Source organism: Brucella sp. NBRC 113783, assembly GCF_040372265.1.
In the GTDB taxonomy this organism is placed as follows: Bacteria; Pseudomonadota; Alphaproteobacteria; order Rhizobiales; family Rhizobiaceae; genus Brucella; species Brucella teleogrylli.
In genome coordinates, this window is sequence record NZ_BAABRX010000003.1 from 469,276 (window position 1) to 487,562 (window position 18,287).

The window sequence follows — 18,287 nt, forward strand, 5'->3', positions numbered from 1 at the left end:
CCGCGACGAGGCACTATTATTTTTTAACAGGAAACTGAAAATTGACGCCCGCAAATATCTGCCATTTCGGCGCGCCGTCGCCTTGATGCCAAACCGTATATTGCGGCTCGATAAACGCATTCATGGTGATGCCTTTATCAAGCTCGAAAACTTTACCGATACCCAAACCGACCGGAATATACCCTTCATTGTCCTCAAGATTGAAGTTCCATGTTGCTGTCGAGCGAAGATACCAGCCATCCTTCAGATTGTAATTGATGATCGGCTCGACGGTTGCCAAGCTTACCCTCTCTCGGTCGCCATGCCCTGCGAACGATGTTTGATAGGTCACCAGGCCGCCCAAAAGACCCCAACTTTGCGGCGCAACGATTACGCCCGACGCCCCGACCTGCCATTTTCCGCTGCCAAGTGCGTCATCCGTCGCGGTTGGGATAACCAATATCGGCCCCGCACCGAATGTGATGTCTCCATGCTTGGGGAGAATGAAAATGTCCATCAGCGTCAGATCACCCAATCCTGTCACATATCCGTCGGGAAACTCCGGCGCTGTGGCGATGGGTAGCGTATACCGTAACAATTGCGGCAAACCGACTATCTCCGCTGGCACCAGTCCACGCAGGAGAAACTGATTGGACCGCCGACCGGATAATCCATATATTTCCGGCACATAATAGTTATGGAAGTTGACGGTAATCTTCGGTGTCAGGGGATTATTGGCGTCGTTTACCGACTGATGCTCTTGCGCTGCAACGCCATTCATCAAAACGAAGGACAACAGCAGTCCAAGACCTGTACGCGTGAAGATCGACATCGCAAGTTTCCCCATTTCATATCGAAAAGGGTATCTTAAACGCACGGAAAATGAAGTTTGTTACAGTAACAAACAGCACATTTTCTGTGTGTGTAGCGAACTACGTTTTGCTAGGTTTCGATCAGAGCGGACATACGCACCAGATCGGCCAGCGATCCTGCCTGCATCTTCTGCATGACATGCGCACGACGCACCTTCACGGTGATTTCCTTCACCTCGAGTTGAGCGGCTATCTGCTTGTTCAATAGACCTTGGACAACGAGCGTGAACACATCGCGTTCGCCCGCTGTCAGGCTCATCCAACGGTCGTGAATCTCAGAACGCGCTTGTTCGTCCTGCAAACGTTTCTTATCGCCGTCGATGGCCCGATAGACAGCGTCCAACAGATCATGATCACGAAATGGTTTCGGCAGAAAATCAACAGCCCCGTTTCTGATGGCATTGACGCCCATGGTGATATCGCCGTGACCGGTAATGAAGATAACCGGAATACGAATACCGAGGCCTGTCATCTGGGCGAAAAAATCCGTACCTGTCTGCTCCGGCATTCGCACATCAAGTATCATGCAGGACGGGCCGGACTGGCGTTCGAAATCAAGGAAACTCCGCACAGATTCAAAGCTGATCACCTTCATATCGATGGAAGCAAATAAATCTTCCAAGGCGCGCCGAACCGAGAGATCGTCATCGATAATGTAAACGACCGCTGCGTTCTCGTGTGTAGCCGTCATTGCTCGCCCATCCTGACCGCTGGCACTTCCAGCAGAAACGTCACGCCATTCGACCCGGCACCCAATGCACCTTGGGCATCGGTCCAGATACGACCACCATTGGCCTCTATGATAGTGCGGCTGATCGTCAGCCCCAACCCGAAGCCGCCGTCTTTCGTGGTCCAGAACGCATCAAAAAGGCGTTCTCGCGTTGCATTCGTGAGACCTGATCCCGTATCAGCTATCGTAAACCGCAAGCTGGCATTTACGCCGAACTGGGATTTTATCAGGAGAAACCGATCGTCCCTATCCGTCCCCGCCATTGCTTCAATGGCATTGAGGATCAGGTTGCCGATAACCTGCTGTATTTGCACCCGATCTGCCCAAGCGGACGGTAGATCGCTCGCCAAGTCAAGTTGAAGGCGTATCCCATTCCGGTGAAGCTCTGCTGCGGCCAGATCGGCCATTTCACGGATAGCCATGTTGAAATCAAAGCGCCCGATCTTTGGCTTTTCGCCTTTGGACAAGCGGCGAACACGATCAAGGATTTCACTCGCACGATGAGAATCTGCAGATATCCGCTCAAACGTTGATAGAGCACGCGCCACGTTTGGCGGAGTTTGTGACAGCCAACGGTGGCCGGCGCCCGCACTGGTTTCGATTGCAACCAGTGGCTGGCTGACTTCATGGGTAATAGAGCCGGTCAGCTGACCAAGGGTGGTCAGTCGTGCAAGTCGCAACAAGCGTTCCCGCGTCTCGTGGGCTTCGGCTTCCGCATCGACCAGTTTCAGGCCCAGATATGCTGTGCACGCGATGGCCACAATGCTGATCAACGTGTTGATGAAACCAACATTATAAGAGCCCGAGCGCGTCAAACCGAAGCTTACAACAGTCAAGACGATGCAGCCAGCGGCGACACCAATCACTGTGTGGTGCGAGAACAATCTGGCCGAAACCAGCACAATAGCTGTATAGAAAACAGCGGCGGCTATCGCGTAATCGGTGACTGTGTCGAATACGAAAATGGTGGCGCAGAAAATGGCGAGTACCAGAGATGCCGCAATGTCCTGCGGAGACATGCGGTGAAGGCCTTTCATTCGCATCTAGCGCTCCTCTCTGGTGTTAAGTTTGAAGCTTCATTTGAACCTTATAGCTCCAATCCTTTGGTTTGATCTACCATGATACTTCGCAAGATCCGGCATGCGTTCGAGCCACACAGTCGTTTCTATGAAAAAGTGACCAGCAGCATAGCTGCTGGCCACTTCCTTCGATGTGACGCTGCGAGGCACCGACAGCGTCACATCAGAACCACTGACCAAAGCGACGAATGTAGAAACTCTTCATGCCTTGGGCGACAACACAGTAGGCGAACAGCGTTGCGAGCAGCCATGGGAAGTAAGCCCAGGGTAGCGGTTGCAAGCCGACCATAGTTCCAAGCGGCGAGAATGGAATGTAGATGCCAAGCGCCATGATCAAACCGGTCATCAGCATCACGGGCAAAGCGGCAGTGCTTTGGATGAACGGTATTTTCTGCGTGCGCAGCATATGCACCACAAGCGTCTGCGACAGCAGGCCCTCAATGAACCAGCCCGACTGGAACAGTGACTGCATGTCCGGCGTGTTCGCCGCAAAGACATACCACATCAACGCGAAAGTCGTGATGTCGAAGATCGATGACGTCGGCCCTACCCAAATCATGAAACGACCGATGTTCCGGGCGTCCCATTTCCGGGGTTTTGCCAGAAACTCTTTGTCCATGCGATCCCATGGCAGGGAAAGCTGGGAAATGTCGTACATCAGATTCTGGATCAGCAAATGAATTGCCAGCATCGGCAAGAACGGTATGAAAGCGCTCGCCACCAGCACGGAGAACACATTGCCAAAATTCGAGCTGGCGGTCATATTCAGATATTTGATGATATTACCGAATGTTTCACGCCCTTTGAGAACACCCTCTTCCAGCACCATCAGGCTCTTTTCGAGAAGGATAATATCGGCAGATTCCTTCGCAATATCAGTGCCACTATCAACCGAAATACCCACATCCGCATCGCGCAACGCTGGGGCATCGTTGATACCATCGCCAAGAAACCCAACCGTATGACCATTTGCCTGCAACGCGTTGAGAACCCGTGATTTTTGCAATGGCGTGAGCTTTGCAAAAACTGTGGCTTCCTCAACCGTCGCGCGCAATTTTTCGTCGTTCATCTTCTCGATTTCTCGACCAAGAATTGGCGTGCCCGGCTCCAGTCCAACTTCACGGCAGATCTTTGTGGTGACGACATCATTGTCCCCAGTGAGTACTTTGACGGCAACGCCATGCTCGGCCAAGGCGGCAATAGCGGGACGTGCAGTTTCCTTTGGCGGATCGAGGAAGGTGAGGAAGCCTTGCACCACCAGCTCTTTCTCATCCGGGATATCATAGCGCGCCACGGTGGAAGACGGATCGATCTCTCGTGTGGCGACCACCAGCACACGGAAACCATCACGATTGTAATCGCGTGCCAGTTCGACAAGCGCTTTACGGCGCGCATCATCCAGCGGCTTGATTTCATCGCCGTCGCGAATTGAGGTTGAGATCGCCAGCATTTCTTCCACTGCGCCTTTACAGACCAGCAGATGCTCGCCACCAAAACCTTCAACCACAACCGACAAGCGGCGACGAACGAAATCGAACGGCAGTTCATCCACTTTTTTGTAGAACCGAGCTGAAGCAGTGCTTGAGGGGCTGTCTTCGGCAAAGCGAATAACGGCCTGATCCATAAGGTTCTTCACGCCGCTCTGATGGTAGCTGTTGAGCCATGCCAACCGCAATACACTTGGATCACATTGGCCGTTAGCATCAAGATGGTGTTCGAGGATGATCTTGTCTTGAGTCAATGTGCCGGTCTTGTCTGTACAAAGCACATCCATCGCCCCGAAATTCTGGATGGCATTCAGACGCTTCACCACGACTTTGCGGCGCGCCATTGCGACAGCACCTTTGGCGAGGTTCGAGGAAACGATCATCGGCAACATTTCGGGTGTAAGACCAACCGCCACAGCGAGCGCAAACATGAAGGCGTCAGGCCAGTCCCCTTTGGTAAAGCCGTTGATCAGCAGGACCACCGGCACCATTACCAGCATGAAGCGGATCAGAAGCCAGCTCACGCTGTTAACACCCCGATCAAAGGCCGTTTCTGCGCGCGAACCCACAACCGCCTTCGCAAGCGAACCAAAGTAAGTGCGTGCGCCGGTTGCGACCACGACAGCAGTCGCTGTGCCGCTGACAACATTTGTGCCCATGAAGCAGACCGACGGCAGATCAAGCATGTCCATCTGATCACCGACGGTTGCTTTAGCCTCGGCAGACTTTTGAGCAACAGCGCCAAGCGTGTCATATTTTTCAACGGGTAGAGCTTCACCCGTCAGGGCCGCCTGACTGACGAACAGATCACGCGATTCAAGCAGTCGCACGTCGGCAGGGATCATATCGCCAGCTGAAAGCTTGACGATATCGCCTGCGACGAGTTCGGCCATGGGAACTTCGACCAGTTTTGCTTCCACACCTTGTGCGTTTCCGCTTCCCTGACGGCGCAACACTGTTGCAGTTGTGCGCACCATGGCCTTAAGCGCTTCCGCAGCTTTGCCGGAGCGGAATTCCTGCCAGAAACGCAGCAATGCGCTGAGGAACACCATCGTCAAGATAATCGTCACGCCGGTATATTCCGGGTCTTCGCCGTTGCGCAGCGGAAGAATGATATCCGTAACGAACGATATAGCCGCAAGCGTTACCAACACGGCGATAAACGGGTTTTTGAAGGCGAGCAGAAACTGTACCAACGCATGCGGACGCTTTTCATGTGCTACATGATTGGGTCCGTCCTTGATCAGGCGGTGTTTCGCTTCAGTCTCAGTCAGGCCGTTGATGGTCGTCCTGAAATTTGCGAGCGTCGTATCAACGCTGTTTTGTGCCTCGCGCACGGCGCGCATTGACAGTTTCCTGTCGTCCTTGCGGGCAGCGGCAGATACGGGCTGTTTCAATATGGCGTTCATGTCATTATCCTCATGCCGCCACGTCCGGCACGAGCGCTGACATGCCCCCCTTAAGGGATATGCCAAGCCATGCCGCACCGTCGAAGCGACGTCCGGTTTGTTTTCCTGTCAAGATTGTGAAAAGCCTGCTCGATTAACGCTACCGGCAATAACCGAGCGGGCCTGCTGGGGTCATCGTCCATGGTCTAATTCCACTGTTTGAATGATTTCGCTTATCAATGCACCCAGGTTGACGTTCGGTTCTGCTGCCCGGCAGCAAGCAACAGGCCGAAACGTTCCAGCACCGGCAACGACCTATAGTGTGCAATCTCTTTGGGGTCTGTTGTCCAGCGACATTCCACGCGTCCGTTTTTAGGATTGACGTACCAGATCGTTGTCAGCTGGGGAGCCTTCCCGATGGCTCCGTCACGGTTCACATCGACTTCAAACACGTGGCTATAAGTGGTTACGCTGCTGCGAGCGGTTTTGCGGCTAATAGAATGCATAGGCACACCAAAGCGCGCGCCAAAATTGGCGATTGCGGCTGCAATATTCATCTCTTACCTCATGACGCGCCACTGCGAGCGTCCGGGCAAGAGCATGAGATTAGCTCTCGTCGAACAACCCCAGTGGCGACAGCTTTCGACTACTGTCGCTTGGCATTGTGTTTTCCTGTGTTAAGGAGCTTGTTGCTCCGACGGCATCTCTTTACCAGATGCGCCTTTCGCGAGCTACGAAAATGCATGGGTTTTGCAAGGTGCATTATGGTACACGGCATATACCAAGGTATACGCCGTGTGACGCTTGAGCAGTCTGCATGTACCGCAGCCGCTGGCGTAGCTCAATTACGATGCTTTTCCAAACCGATCCGCCGATTGATCCAATCGGGCTTGATGGTGGCTTTGGACAGTTCAAGATCGGCAAATAGCTTCTCCTGTACCAACTCAGGCATTTTGCTTGAACGCGGCGATCCCGACGCTCGGCTGACATGCATCAAAACCTGCTCGCAGAAGGCCGTTTCCTCCCCGTCTCCATTCAGCATCCGCATAAAAACATGCATACGCTTGTGATCGACATTCAAGACAGACAGCTCGACGTTCAATGTTTCATCGACGTGGCATTCTTTCAAATATCCGATACGGCTATCGAGGGTATAGAGCGTGGCATTAATTGCCTCACGATAGGCGGCATCAATGCCAATTCGGTCCATATAGGCAGTGGCGGCATCCGAAAAGACGATACCATAGGCATAGTCACCCATATGACCGTTGTAGTCTATCCAGCCCGGCGAAACGCTTGTGCGATAGATGGGCAACGCTTCGCTCATGCTTATTTCCTCCGCTCCAGCCAAGCATAAAACTCTCCGACGATACCTTTACGGAAGAGGATGACGCATGCCATGAAGATGATGCCGGTGACGATTGTGACGGGGAAGTCGGACGTTGCGAGATAGTTCTGCAAGGCGACGACGAAGGCTGCACCGACGATGGGCCCGATCAGCGTGCCGATCCCGCCAAGCAGCGTCATCAGGATCACTTCACCCGACATCTGCCAGCCTACATCAGTCAGCGTTGCAAACTGGAAGACGAGGGCCTTCAGACCGCCTGCAAGGCCCGCAAGAGCAGCCGACATCACGAAAGCGGCCAGCTTGTAGCGATTGACGGAGTAGCCGAGCGATATGGCGCGGTTTTCATTCTCGCGCACCGATTTCAGGATCATGCCGAAGGGCGAGTTGATGATGCGCCAGATGGCAAACACGCCGAGCACGAACAGCGCCAGCACAAAGTAATACATGTTCATCGGATTGTTGAGATCGATGAAGCCAAACAGATATCCGCGCGGCACGCCCTGCAAGCCGTCTTCGCCATGGGTGAAGGCAGCCTGCAGGCAGAAGAAGAAGAACATCTGCGACAGCGCCAGCGTGATCATGGTCGAATAGATGCCCTGACGGCGAATGGCCAGATAGCCGATGACGAGGCCAAGCGCTGCGGCGGCAAGAATGCCGAGGATCAGGCCCACTTCCGGTGTCACGCCCCATTCCTTCACCGTATGCGCGGTGATATAGGCCGCGCCGCCGAAGAAGGCTGCATGGCCAAACGAGAGAATGCCGGTAAACCCAAGCAGCAGGTTGAACGCCGAGGCAAACAGCGCAAAGCACAGCATCTTCATCAGGAAGATCGGATAGACCACGAAGGGTGCTGCGGCCAGTGCGACGATGGCGATGATGAGGATGGTGGCCGACAGGCTGTTGATCGCCGGTTTGCGGGTCGGGGTGGCGCTATGGCTTGCAGCCGTTGCTTTAAGAGCGGTATCAGCCATATCAGGCCTCCTTCCCGAACAGTCCGGCGGGTCGCACCAGAAGGACGATAGCCATGATGACGAAGATGACGATGCTGGAGGCTTCCGGGTAGAAGACCTTGGTGAGCCCTTCGGCCAGTCCCAGCACATAGCCGGTGATGATGGCGCCGAGGATTGAGCCCATGCCGCCGACAACCACCACGGCAAAGACCACGATGATGATGTTCGAGCCCATCAGCGGGCTGACCTGATAGATCGGGGCCGCCATGATGCCGGCAACGCCCGCAAGGCCAGCACCCAGCGCATAGGTGAAGGTGAGAAGCAGCGGCACATTGATGCCGAAGGCCTTGACCAGTGTCGGGTTTTCGGTGGCGGCGCGCAGATAAGCGCCAAGCTTTGTCTTTTCGATCAGAAGCCAGGTGCCAAGGCAGATGATCAGCGAAGCCACCACCACCCAGGCGCGATAATTCGGCAGGAACATGAAGCCGAGATTATTGCCGCCTGCAAGCGACGGGGGCACCGCATAGGGCTGTCCGGCAGCACCATAATAATAGCGGAACGTGCCTTCGATCACGAGCGCCAGGCCGAAGGTGAAGAGCAGGCCATAGAGCGGATCGAGATTATAAAGCCGTGACAGCGCCACGCGCTCGACAATCGCGCCGCCGAGACCGACGATGATCGGAGCCAGAATAAGCGCTGGCCAATAGCCGATGCCAAGCCAGCTCAACAGCAGATAGCCGACAAAAGCGCCCAGCATATATTGTGCGCCATGCGCAAAATTGATGATGCGCAACAGCCCGAAGATGATGGCAAGGCCAAGGCTCAGCATGGCATAGAACGAGCCGTTGATGAGACCGACCAGCAATTGGCCGAGAAGCGCTTGCAGAGGGATTCCAAAAATCATTGTCATGTCAGACTCCCAGCGCTTCGTTCAGGGCCGCCATGCGGTCGAGCAGTTCGGCGGTTGGGAAGTTTTCGGTCACCACACCATGGTCCATCAGATAGAAGCGGTCTGCGACCTTCGCGGCAAAGCGGAAGTTCTGCTCGACCAGAAGGATGGTCATGCCGCGCTTCTTCAGTTCCACCAGCACATCGCCGATGCGCTGCACGATGACAGGCGCCAGACCTTCGGTCGGCTCGTCCAGCAGCAGCACCTTGACGCCGGTGCGCAGGATGCGCGCAATGGCCAGCATCTGCTGCTCGCCGCCCGACAGCTTGGTGCCGGGGCTGTTGCGCCGCTCATGCAGGTTCGGGAAAAGCGCGTAAATCTCGTCCAATGACATCAAGCTCTGCTCGCCTTTTGCGACAACCGGCGGCAAAAGCAGGTTCTCGTGCACGCTGAGCGTGGCGAAGATGCCGCGCTCTTCCGGCACGAAGCCAAGACCCGCATGGGCGATGCGATGCAAAGGCACGCGCATGATGTCTTTGCCCTCCAGCGTGATCGTGCCGGTGCGCTTGCGGATGATGCCCATGATGGCGCGCAAGGTTGTCGTCTTGCCGACGCCGTTGCGGCCCAGAAGCGTGATGGTTTCGCCGGGCCAGATGTCGAGATCGACGCCATGCAGGGCATGGCTTTCGCCATACCAGGCATTCAGCCCGCGCACGGACAGGAGCGGTTGGCCTTTATTCATGTTCGGTTCCCATATAGGCGGTGCGCACGCGCTCGTCCTTCGAGACATCGGCATAGCTGCCGGAGGCGAGGATCTCGCCGCGTTGCAGCACCGTGACATGGTGGGCGATATCGGCCACCACCTTGAGATTGTGTTCCACCATCAAAACGGCGCGGTCCTTCGCGACATCGGCAATGAGGGCGGCAATGGTGTGAACGTCTTCATGGCCCATGCCGGCCATGGGCTCATCCAGCAGCAGCACTTTCGGATCAAGCGCCAGCGTGGTGGCGATTTCCAGCGCGCGCTTGCGGCCATAGGACAGATCGGCAGCCAGTGCATGACGGGCATCGGCAAGGCCGACGCGCTCCAGAAGCTCGACGGCTCTCGCATCCAGCCGGTCCAGCGCGGAAAGCGAACGCCAGAATTGCGTGGCAAGACCGTTCGGGCGTTGCAGCGCCACCTTGACGTTTTCCAGCACGGTGAGATGCGGGAAGGTGGCCGAAATCTGAAACGAACGCACCAGTCCCATCCGCGCCACTTTGGCCGGGTCGGTTTTGGTGATGGTTTCGCCCAGAAGCGTGATCTCGCCGCTTGTCGGCTGCAGAAACTTGGTCAGAAGATTGAACACCGTCGTCTTGCCAGCCCCGTTCGGGCCGATCAGCGCATGAACGCGGGCATGTTCCACATCAAGATCGACATTCTTCACCGCATAAAAGCCGCCAAACGACTTGCCCAAGCCGCGCGCCGACAAAACAGGACGCGCAGCGGCCTGCGATAGAGAAGTCGAGGTCGCCGGCCCTGCTTCACGCAGAGCCGTCACATTGCCAGTCGAAGCTGTCATCCAAAAAGCCTCTTTACTGCGTCACAAGCGGGCAGCCGCCCTTGTCGAGCGGACGGAATGCCTCGTCACCGGGGATGGTGCGCAGAACTTTGTAATAGTCCCACGGACCTTTGGATTCCTCAGGTGACTTGACCTGAACGAGATACATGTCGTGAACCATACGACCGTCGGCGCGCAGCTTTGCATTGCGAGCGAAGAAGTCACTGATATCCATCGTGCGCATCTTGTCGAGCACGGCCTTGCCGCTGGTGGATTTTGCCGCTTCGGACGCCTTGAGGTAATTCATGACAGACGAATAAACGCCTGCATGAACCATCGTCGGCATTTTACCGTTCATCCGTTCCCCGAAACGCTTCGACCAGGCACGGGTCTGATCATCATAATCCCAGTAAAAGCCGGTGGTCAGCGTCAGGCCTTTTGCAGTTTCGAGGCCAACGCTATGAACGTCAGAGAGAAACAGCAACATGCCTGCGATCTTCTGGCCGCCCTGGGTAATACCATATTCACTGGCTTGCTTGAGGGCGGTCATCGTATCGCCCGACGAATTTGCAAGAGCAATCACGTCAGCGCCCGATGCTTGCGCCTGTAGCAGGAAGGAGGAAAAATCAGTGGTTTCACGCGGATGACGCACCGCGCCCACCACTTCGCCACCGCTTGCCTTGACGGCTTCCGCTGTATCGCGTTCCAGCGCATGGCCGAAGGTATAGTCAACGGTAATGAAGTACCACTTCTTGCCGCCCTCCTGCGTCATGGCGCGACCGGTGCCATTGGCGAGCGAATAGGTGTCCCAGGTCCATTGCGCCGTCGTTGGCGAACAGGCTTTGCCGGTCAGGTCCGAGGAACCTGCCGTGGACGCCAGAAACGCTATGTCCTTGTCACGCGTGATCTCTTGAACCGCCATGGCGACCGATGATGTCGGCACGTCGATAATGGCTTTGACGTTCTTCTCGTCGATCCAGCTGCGCGCCAGCGTCGAACCGATATCCGGCTTGTTCTGATGGTCGCCGACGATGACCTCGATGGGCTCCCCATTCAGCTTTCCGCCGAAATCCTCCACCGCCATTTTTGCGGCCACGACCGAACCTTCGCCTGCCAGGTCGAAGTTCATGCCGGACATATCCGTCAGCACGCCCAGCCGAACCGGTTCTGCCAAAGCCGGACTTGCGAGCATCATGGTGGCAAACACACCCGAAAGCATCATTGATTTCATTTTCATGTTTTCCTCCTCCCAAATTACAACGGTGTCAGCCCGACTGGCTGCTGCTTTCCGCAATCAGTCTCGCCAGATAAAACTGGTCGGCTTCATAAGGCGCAGCCCAGTTGGCGCGGTGTTCTTGATCAATAGCTCGTTTCGTCATCCGCAAGGCCAACGGCGGGCATTCGGCGATGGTCTGCGCGAAGAGTTTGGCGGTTTCGACCGCACCGCCCGCCGGGGCAATCTTGTCGCAAAGACCCATATGAAGCGCGTCCTGTTCGCCGATCCGGTCATTAGCGAAAAGCGCCCGCTTGGCGCGCGTCGGGCCGATTAGCGATGACAGGAGGGGCAGCCCGCCCCAACCCAGCGTCATGCCCAGACGGACTTCCGGAAACTGAAAGAAGGCCCCCTCCGCCATAACGCGGAAATCTGCTGCCAAGGCCAGGATGCCGCCACCACCAACTGCCGGACCTTCAACCGCTGCAATGGTGATCTGCGGCAACAACCGCCACCGATCGCACATGACGCCGCCGAGCGACATGGCCGTGTGGCGTGCAACGGCGCCCGCACTGGTGCGCCACAGGTTCTCGTCTTTCAGATCGACGCCGCCGGAAAAGCGGCTTTCGGTTCCGGCGATGATAACGACCTGAACACTGTCATCCGCCGATAACTCGTCCGCTGCCTGGATGAGCGCCTTGATCGATTCTTCATTGAGAGCATTGGCCTTGCCGCCGCGGTCATAGCGCGCCACCGCAATCGGTCCCTCGCGCTTGATATCGACTATGGCCATTTCCATCCTCCCAGATGTTTTCGCTTTGACATACTACCGAGTATGTTGCATATTCCAAACAGGTTTGCAACTGCCCTCTTTTGAAGGTTTAGTTGTGGCCGGGTAGGAGGAATTCAGAACATGACGCCAGACCAGCGCGCGCTCAACCGTAACCATTCCGTGTTGCGATATCTTCTCGATCAATATGCAGCCGAGCGCCCCACGGCACCATTCGTGCATTTTTGGCCGTCGACGGAGTGGGATTACAAGACGACCCGCGACCGAGTTCGCCAGCGCGCGGCAACGCTGCAATCCCATGGCGTAAAACGCGGCGATCACGTGCTTTGTTTTATGGGCAATGGCCCGGATCTGCTCACCACCTGGTTCGCAATCAACTATATCGGCGCAGTCTATGTGCCAATCAACACCGCAGCACTCGGTCGCCCTCTGGAACATATTCTGGACGATGCGGATGCACCGTTGATGATCGCCCACGCCGATCTGGTGGAACGATTGCTGGATGTCGCACCCGGCAAACTGCGCAAGGTTCTGGTGGTCGAAGGCTCTGTTAGCTGTGCAGTCGATGGTGTGGAAACTCTGCCTTTGTCTGACGTGGAAACAGTCAGCGAAACCGAACTTGTTCTCGACAAGCCGATTGAGCCGTGGGACACGCTTGCCATCATGTACACCTCGGGTACGACGGGCAACGCCAAGGGCGTCGTAACCTCTTATGTGCAGCTTTATACGATGGGCCCGGACGCCTTTGACTGCGTCGATGAAACGGATCGCTGCATGATCTGCGGTCCGATCTTCCATTGCGGCTCCACCCTTTATGTCTATGCGATGCTGGCGCGTGGCCTTTCCATCGGTATGATGCGCGAGTTCAAAACCCAGCATTTCTGGCAGGCCGTTCGGGATACGAACTCGACCTATTGCCTGTTGCTGGGCGTCATGGCGAGTTTCCTTCTGAAACAGCCGGTTTCATCGGATGATCGCAACCACCCGCTGCGGCGCGCCTTCATTACCCCGTTCGGCGAGGATGGCCCATTATTTGCGGAAAGATTCGGCGTCGAGGCATGGACCATCTACAACATGACCGAAATCGCCAGCCCGCTTGTTGCTGGACCCGGCATCACGCAAAAGGGAATCGCCGGAAAGCCGCGCCCCTGGTATCAGCTGCGCGTGGTTGACGAAAACGACATCGAAGTGCCGGATGGCACGGCTGGTGAACTGGTCATCCGCTCCGACCGCCCCTGGGCGTTGATGAAAGGTTATTACAACAATCCGAAAGCTACCGTCGAAGCCATGCGCAATGGCTGGTTTCACACTGGAGACAGCTTTCGCAAGGATGAAAACGGTGTTTATTTCTTCGTGGATCGCCTGAAAGACGTCATCCGGCGGCGCGGTGAAAATATCTCCTCCTTCGCTTTGGAGGCCGAAGTGCTTTTCCACGACACCGTCAAGGAATGCGCAGCCATCGCAGTCCCGAGTGAACTGAGCGAGGATGAAGTTCTGATCGCCGTAACCCCTGTCGAAGGGCAGGAAATCGTCGCCGGAGAACTGCTGGAATTTCTCGCAGGTCGTCTGCCCCGCTTCATGGTGCCGCGCTATGTACGAATTTTGGAATCTCTTCCAAAAACCTCGAGCGGTAAAATTCAGAAACATGTACTACGCAGCGAAGGCATTACTGGAGATACGATTGATCGCGAGCTCAAGGTGAAGCGCGCGAGTTGATCTCTCAAAATCGAAAGACCTGAACATCATGGAAAATTTCATCTTCAACACAACGCCATCCATCGTGCTGCAAACCGGCGGGCTGGCGAAGATTGTCGATATTGCCGGACACCTATTGGGCAAGCGCGTTGTTATCGTCACCGACAAAGGATTGCGTAAGCTCGGACTGCTGTCCCCAGCGACAAACGCCTTGGAGCAGGCGGGCATTGCCGTTTCGATCTTCGATGATGTGCAGGCCGACCCACCGGAAAGCAATGTTCTGGCGCTGAAGAACCAGATCGTCACCCACGAAGCGACTGGCGTTCTCGCCATCGGCGGTGGCTCATCAATGGATGTTGCAAAGGTTGCCGCCCTGTTGGCAAAAAGCGGTGAAACGCTGAACGACATTTACGGCGTGAACATCGCGCGCGGGCCACGCCTGCCGCTCGTGTTGGTACCAACGACGGCGGGCACGGGATCGGAAGTCACACCGATATCAATCATCACCACGGGAGCATCGGAGAAGAAGGGCGTTGTCTCCCCGCTGCTATTGCCTGACATGGCAATCCTGGATGCGGATTTGACTGTCGGCTTGCCAGCAGCGGTAACCGCTGCCACCGGCATCGATGCGATGGTCCATGCCATCGAGGCTTATGCTTCAGCTTCGGCCAACAACAATCCTTTGTCGCGTTCGCTGGCGCGCAACGCCCTGCAACTGCTCGGCGCCAATATTCGCACTGCGGTCTTTGAGGGCGGCAACCGCGACGCACGCGCCGCTATGTTGCTCGGATCGTTGCTTGCCGGTCAGGCCTTTGCCAATTCTCCGGTTGCTGCTGTGCATGCACTCGCATACCCGATTGGCGGGCATTTCCATGTGCCGCACGGCTTGTCCAACGCACTCGTGCTTGCGCATGTATTGCGCTTCAATTTGCCGGAAGCCAGCCACATTTATGCGGAAATTGCAGCAGACGTTTTCCCGGAACTGAGCACCGTGTCGGCAGAAAAACGTGCTGAAGCCTTTGTCGAAAAACTGGCGGATCTCAGCCGTGAGCTCGGCGTGCCGCAGACATTGCGCGAAGTGAATATTACGGAAGACGATCTGCCCCTGCTTGCGCGCGACGCAATGAAACAGACGCGGCTTCTGGTCAACAATCCGCGCAAGGTCACTGAGGCGGATGCCTTGGCGATTTATAAAGCCGCTTATTGATAGCGCCGCTGGTAACATCATGAAAAAGGCCGGTTTGACCGGCCTTTTTCGTATCTATCAGCAAATTTCGAACAGGCCCGCAGCGCCCATGCCGCCGCCAACGCACATGGTCACCACCACGTAACGTCCATTGCGCCGCTTGCCTTCGATGAGGGCATGCCCGGTCATACGCGCGCCCGACATTCCATAAGGATGGCCAATCGAAATAGCGCCGCCACTTACGTTCAGTTTTTCATTGTCGATACCAAGCTTGTCGCGGCAATAAAGCACCTGTGCCGCAAAGGCTTCGTTCAGTTCCCACAGATCGATATCATCAACCGTCAGGCCATGCTGTTTTAGCAGTTTCGGTACGGCATAAACCGGGCCGATACCCATCTCGTCAGGTTCGCATCCGGCGACCGCCATTCCGCGATAAACACCAAGCGGAGATAGGCCCCGCTTTTCCGCTTCCTTTGCTTCCATCAAAACAGATGCCGAAGCACCATCCGACAATTGCGAGGCGTTGCCAGCGGTAATAAAGCCACCCTGCGCTATTGTCTGCCCCCCGGAAAAGACCGGCTTCAACCCGCGCAAACCTTCCAGTGTGGTTTCGGGGCGATTGCCTTCGTCCATGGCCAGCTCAACGCTTTTTGCGGAGACCTCGCCCGTGGCCTTGTCCTTGACCAGCATGGTGGACTGGATCGGGACAATCTCGGCGTTCAGGCGGCCTGCGGCCTGTGCAGCCGCGGTGCGTTGCTGCGATTGCAGCGCATATTCATCCTGCGCCTCACGCGATATACCATAACGCGCTGAAACGATCTCCGCCGTCTCAATCATGCTCATATAAGTGGCGGGCAGATGCTCCGTCAGCCAGGGATCACGCCAGCGATAGACATTCATATGCTCGTTCTGCACGAGTGAAATCTGCTCCACACCACCGCCAATAGCAATCGTCATACCATCGCCGGTGATCTGCTTGGCGGCTGTTGCGATAGCCATCAGCCCCGACGCGCATTGACGATCCATAGACTGACCCGGAACTGAAACCGGAAGGCCAGCCCGCAACAAGGACGTGCGGGCGATATTCATGTGGGTCGTGCCTTGCTGAAGCGCAGCACCGAGAACCACATCCTCTACTTCCGCGCCATCAATGCCCGCGCGCTCAACCGCAGCGGCAATCGCGTGACCCGCCAGCGCTGGCGCAGACGTGTCGTTAAAGGCTCCGCGATAGGCTTTGCCAATCGGTGTGCGCGCAGTTGATACTATGACAGCTTCTCTCATCAAAACTCCTCCACTGACGCCGAAACGTAAAGCCTGTCGGCCAATTCTTTCAATTCCGGAGTCAGCGGAACCGGCCGTCGCGTGTCTCGGTCTACATAGACATGCACATATTCACTTACAGCGGCGGTCAACTCTTCGTCATCCTTGAAGATGCCAAAACCCCACAGCAGACTGGTATTGCCGATATGCTCGACGCGAACCCCGACAACGACATTGTCAGGATAGGAAATTTCGGAGAAATAATTCGTTGAATTGCGCGCAACGATACCAATGGGTGTAGAGCCGTTCAACTCCAGAGCACCAGACGCAATCAGCGACCGGTTCAATGCCGCATCGCAATATTGCATATAGACGACATTGTTGACGTGGCCATAAATGTCCATGTCGCTCCAGCGCGTCTGCATATCGTAGAACTCCCGATAGGCTGACCGGGGTTCAGCCTTCGGTCGGGGTTTTGACGCCGTCATTCGATAACCTCATTGGCGCGGGACGTCGCGATGATGCGGTCCACATGCGCCAAACCGGCATCCGTCTCGATGAAATTAGTCATGTCATCGATCTTTGAGAAAGCAGCCGCAACGGCTTCCGGTGTCCGCTCGCCTTTCGGCAGATAAACGCCTTCACTTTCCACAATCGCCATACGGGCCACAGTTCCCGCACCAGCCAGAAGCACAGTGCGGCTTGGCGCCTGTTCACTGACGAGGAAGAGAGCAGCCGGAACGACGTTTTCGGGTGCGAGGCGCACCAGCATTTCCTCATCCAGCACATCGCCGGTCATGCGCGTTGCAGCAGTCGGGGCAATCGCATTGACATGAATGTCGTATTTGTCGCCTTCAAAATGCAACACATTCATCAGGCCGACGAGGCCTGCCTTGGCCGCACCATAGTTGGACTGGCCGAAATTCCCATAAACGCCAGACGTAGAGGTCGTCATCAGGATGCGGCCATAGTTCTGGCCTTTCATGACGTCCCACACCGCCCGACTGGCATTGGCCGAGCCAATAAGATGCACGTCAACCACGGCGCGAAAATCGGCCATATCCATCTTCGCGAAGCTCTTGTCGCGCAAGATCCCGGCATTGTTGATGAGAATATCGATGCGACCGAATTCTTCGACCGTGCGCTTCGCCAGCACCTGCATGTCTTCGAACTTCGTGACGTTGCCGGCGTCGGCAATGGCGACACCGCCCTTGGATCGAATTTCCGCAACGACCTTTTCGGCTGCCTCCGATGCCCCCCCGGTGCCGTCGCGGCTGCCACCGAAATCGTTCACGACGACCTTTGCGCCGCGCGCTGCCAGTTCGAGGGCATAAGCGCGCCCAAGCCCGCCGCCCGCACCCGTTACAATTGCAACACGATTTTCAAAAGAAATGGCCATGTGATCTTCAACCTACTGTCAGTATGAGCCAGTCAGCGGCGAGTGCTGGCTTGGTTTCGTCTTTGATTTCAACGGTCGCTGCAAGAGTCTGGAGCTGACCGCTACCCTTCGGCTGCACCGATTTGGAACTGAACACGCCACGGATGGAAGAACCCACCTTCACTGGCGAAAGGAAGCGGACTTTGTCGAAGCCATAGTTGATTTCAACCGTACCGGCTGCAACCTCCGGCAAAACCTCGCGGCTGAGCTTGGTCAATAGGCCGAGCACAAGAAACCCGTGTGCGATGGTGCCACCGAACACACTTTCAGTCGCTGCGCGTTGGGGGTCTGTATGAATGAATTGATGATCGTCGATCACATCCGCAAACCGATCCACAAGTTGCTGATCGATCTTGATCCAGTCCGAGTACAGGAGCTGGCTTTCTGCGCTTGCGGAGCGCGCAGACGCAGCAGAATTAGGCTGTATTTCCAAATTTTTGTC

At 56.0% G+C, this 18,287-nt stretch carries 18 protein-coding genes; 2 read left to right on the forward strand and 16 right to left on the reverse strand.

All coding sequences use genetic code 11. The annotated features are described in order from the left end of the window. Positions 1-16: 16 nt before the first annotated feature. The 12 genes from ABWW11_RS12690 to ABWW11_RS12745 form a co-directional block, all read right to left on the reverse strand. Entirely contained in the window at positions 17-760 is a 744-nt protein-coding gene (locus ABWW11_RS12690; protein ID WP_319080695.1) for a hypothetical protein, read from the reverse strand. A 161-nt stretch (positions 761-921) separates the two neighbouring features. Next, positions 922-1,542 (reverse strand): response regulator transcription factor, encoded by a 621-nt coding sequence (locus tag ABWW11_RS12695; RefSeq protein WP_109365931.1) that lies wholly within the window; start codon positions 1,540-1,542, stop codon positions 922-924. Beyond that, complete coding sequence (locus tag ABWW11_RS12700) at positions 1,539-2,624, reverse strand: sensor histidine kinase (RefSeq protein WP_109365930.1); 1,086 nt, start codon at positions 2,622-2,624, stop codon at positions 1,539-1,541. The genes ABWW11_RS12695 and ABWW11_RS12700 overlap by 4 nt, the downstream gene beginning before the upstream one ends. Positions 2,625-2,823: 199 nt before the next feature. Then, on the reverse strand, positions 2,824-5,556 hold the full coding sequence (mgtA, locus tag ABWW11_RS12705; protein ID WP_319080696.1) for a magnesium-translocating P-type ATPase: 2,733 nt from the start codon (positions 5,554-5,556) through the stop codon (positions 2,824-2,826). A gap of 215 nt (positions 5,557-5,771) precedes the next feature. Further along, complete coding sequence (locus tag ABWW11_RS12710) at positions 5,772-6,092, reverse strand: hypothetical protein (RefSeq protein ID WP_109365928.1); 321 nt, start codon at positions 6,090-6,092, stop codon at positions 5,772-5,774. Positions 6,093-6,376: 284 nt separating this feature from the next. After that, on the reverse strand, positions 6,377-6,862 hold the full coding sequence (locus tag ABWW11_RS12715; RefSeq protein ID WP_109365927.1) for a thioesterase family protein: 486 nt from the start codon (positions 6,860-6,862) through the stop codon (positions 6,377-6,379). A gap of 2 nt (positions 6,863-6,864) precedes the next feature. After that, a complete protein-coding gene (locus ABWW11_RS12720) occupies positions 6,865-7,854 on the reverse strand; it encodes a branched-chain amino acid ABC transporter permease (protein WP_109365926.1) in 990 nt (329 codons plus the stop codon). A 1-nt stretch (position 7,855) separates the two neighbouring features. Further along, positions 7,856-8,743 carry a branched-chain amino acid ABC transporter permease gene (locus tag ABWW11_RS12725; RefSeq protein WP_094513372.1) on the reverse strand — a complete coding sequence of 296 codons (888 nt, stop codon included), beginning with the start codon at positions 8,741-8,743 and terminating at the stop codon, positions 7,856-7,858. Between the two features lies 1 nt (position 8,744). Then, positions 8,745-9,464 (reverse strand): ABC transporter ATP-binding protein, encoded by a 720-nt coding sequence (locus ABWW11_RS12730; protein ID WP_109365925.1) that lies wholly within the window; start codon positions 9,462-9,464, stop codon positions 8,745-8,747. Next, positions 9,457-10,284 carry an ABC transporter ATP-binding protein gene (locus ABWW11_RS12735; RefSeq protein WP_109365924.1) on the reverse strand — a complete coding sequence of 276 codons (828 nt, stop codon included), beginning with the start codon at positions 10,282-10,284 and terminating at the stop codon, positions 9,457-9,459. Before ABWW11_RS12735 ends, ABWW11_RS12730 begins: the two co-directional genes overlap by 8 nt. 13 nt (positions 10,285-10,297) lie before the next feature. After that, positions 10,298-11,500 carry an ABC transporter substrate-binding protein gene (locus ABWW11_RS12740; protein WP_109365923.1) on the reverse strand — a complete coding sequence of 401 codons (1,203 nt, stop codon included), beginning with the start codon at positions 11,498-11,500 and terminating at the stop codon, positions 10,298-10,300. Positions 11,501-11,528: 28 nt separating this feature from the next. Further along, positions 11,529-12,269: an enoyl-CoA hydratase/isomerase family protein gene (locus tag ABWW11_RS12745; protein ID WP_094513366.1), complete on the reverse strand. Its 741-nt coding sequence runs from the start codon at positions 12,267-12,269 to the stop codon at positions 11,529-11,531. Between the two features lie 120 nt (positions 12,270-12,389). Here ABWW11_RS12745 and ABWW11_RS12750 point away from each other — a divergent pair, with 120 nt between their 5' ends. After that, positions 12,390-13,982 carry an AMP-binding protein gene (locus ABWW11_RS12750; RefSeq protein ID WP_319080409.1) on the forward strand — a complete coding sequence of 531 codons (1,593 nt, stop codon included), beginning with the start codon at positions 12,390-12,392 and terminating at the stop codon, positions 13,980-13,982. Between the two features lie 28 nt (positions 13,983-14,010). Then, entirely contained in the window at positions 14,011-15,168 is a 1,158-nt protein-coding gene (locus ABWW11_RS12755; RefSeq protein WP_109365921.1) for an iron-containing alcohol dehydrogenase, read from the forward strand. A 57-nt stretch (positions 15,169-15,225) separates the two neighbouring features. Here the strand turns inward: ABWW11_RS12755 and ABWW11_RS12760 are convergent, their stop codons facing one another. The 4 genes from ABWW11_RS12760 to ABWW11_RS12775 are packed head-to-tail and all read right to left on the reverse strand — an operon-like array spanning position 15,226 to position 18,272. After that, positions 15,226-16,428: an acetyl-CoA C-acyltransferase gene (locus tag ABWW11_RS12760; protein ID WP_109365920.1), complete on the reverse strand. Its 1,203-nt coding sequence runs from the start codon at positions 16,426-16,428 to the stop codon at positions 15,226-15,228. Continuing rightward, positions 16,428-16,895, reverse strand: a complete 468-nt coding sequence (locus tag ABWW11_RS12765; protein WP_094513360.1) for an acyl-CoA thioesterase — start codon at positions 16,893-16,895, stop codon at positions 16,428-16,430. The genes ABWW11_RS12760 and ABWW11_RS12765 overlap by 1 nt, the downstream gene beginning before the upstream one ends. Continuing rightward, entirely contained in the window at positions 16,892-17,806 is a 915-nt protein-coding gene (locus tag ABWW11_RS12770; RefSeq protein ID WP_319080410.1) for an SDR family NAD(P)-dependent oxidoreductase, read from the reverse strand. The genes ABWW11_RS12765 and ABWW11_RS12770 overlap by 4 nt, the downstream gene beginning before the upstream one ends. A gap of 7 nt (positions 17,807-17,813) precedes the next feature. Beyond that, the gene (locus ABWW11_RS12775; RefSeq protein ID WP_413464683.1) at positions 17,814-18,272 is read right to left on the reverse strand and encodes a MaoC family dehydratase; all 459 of its coding nucleotides are present in this window, start codon (positions 18,270-18,272) and stop codon (positions 17,814-17,816) included. Between the last annotated feature and the right edge of the window lie 15 nt (positions 18,273-18,287).

Coding starts and splice junctions, on each gene's coding strand:
- mgtA (WP_319080696.1), bottom strand. CDS start 5,556: ATGAACGCCATATTGAAACAGCCCGTATCTGCCGCTGCCCGCAAGGAC.
- ABWW11_RS12760 (WP_109365920.1), bottom strand. CDS start 16,428: ATGAGAGAAGCTGTCATAGTATCAACTGCGCGCACACCGATTGGCAAA.
- ABWW11_RS12740 (WP_109365923.1), bottom strand. CDS start 11,500: ATGAAAATGAAATCAATGATGCTTTCGGGTGTGTTTGCCACCATGATG.
- ABWW11_RS12720 (WP_109365926.1), bottom strand. CDS start 7,854: ATGGCTGATACCGCTCTTAAAGCAACGGCTGCAAGCCATAGCGCCACC.
- ABWW11_RS12765 (WP_094513360.1), bottom strand. CDS start 16,895: ATGACGGCGTCAAAACCCCGACCGAAGGCTGAACCCCGGTCAGCCTAT.
- ABWW11_RS12700 (WP_109365930.1), bottom strand. CDS start 2,624: ATGCGAATGAAAGGCCTTCACCGCATGTCTCCGCAGGACATTGCGGCA.
- ABWW11_RS12695 (WP_109365931.1), bottom strand. CDS start 1,542: ATGACGGCTACACACGAGAACGCAGCGGTCGTTTACATTATCGATGAC.
- ABWW11_RS12690 (WP_319080695.1), bottom strand. CDS start 760: ATGAATGGCGTTGCAGCGCAAGAGCATCAGTCGGTAAACGACGCCAAT.
- ABWW11_RS12745 (WP_094513366.1), bottom strand. CDS start 12,269: ATGGCCATAGTCGATATCAAGCGCGAGGGACCGATTGCGGTGGCGCGC.
- ABWW11_RS12730 (WP_109365925.1), bottom strand. CDS start 9,464: ATGAATAAAGGCCAACCGCTCCTGTCCGTGCGCGGGCTGAATGCCTGG.
- ABWW11_RS12710 (WP_109365928.1), bottom strand. CDS start 6,092: ATGAATATTGCAGCCGCAATCGCCAATTTTGGCGCGCGCTTTGGTGTG.
- ABWW11_RS12735 (WP_109365924.1), bottom strand. CDS start 10,284: ATGACAGCTTCGACTGGCAATGTGACGGCTCTGCGTGAAGCAGGGCCG.
- ABWW11_RS12770 (WP_319080410.1), bottom strand. CDS start 17,806: ATGGCCATTTCTTTTGAAAATCGTGTTGCAATTGTAACGGGTGCGGGC.
- ABWW11_RS12755 (WP_109365921.1), top strand. CDS start 14,011: ATGGAAAATTTCATCTTCAACACAACGCCATCCATCGTGCTGCAAACC.
- ABWW11_RS12715 (WP_109365927.1), bottom strand. CDS start 6,862: ATGAGCGAAGCGTTGCCCATCTATCGCACAAGCGTTTCGCCGGGCTGG.
- ABWW11_RS12750 (WP_319080409.1), top strand. CDS start 12,390: ATGACGCCAGACCAGCGCGCGCTCAACCGTAACCATTCCGTGTTGCGA.
- ABWW11_RS12725 (WP_094513372.1), bottom strand. CDS start 8,743: ATGACAATGATTTTTGGAATCCCTCTGCAAGCGCTTCTCGGCCAATTG.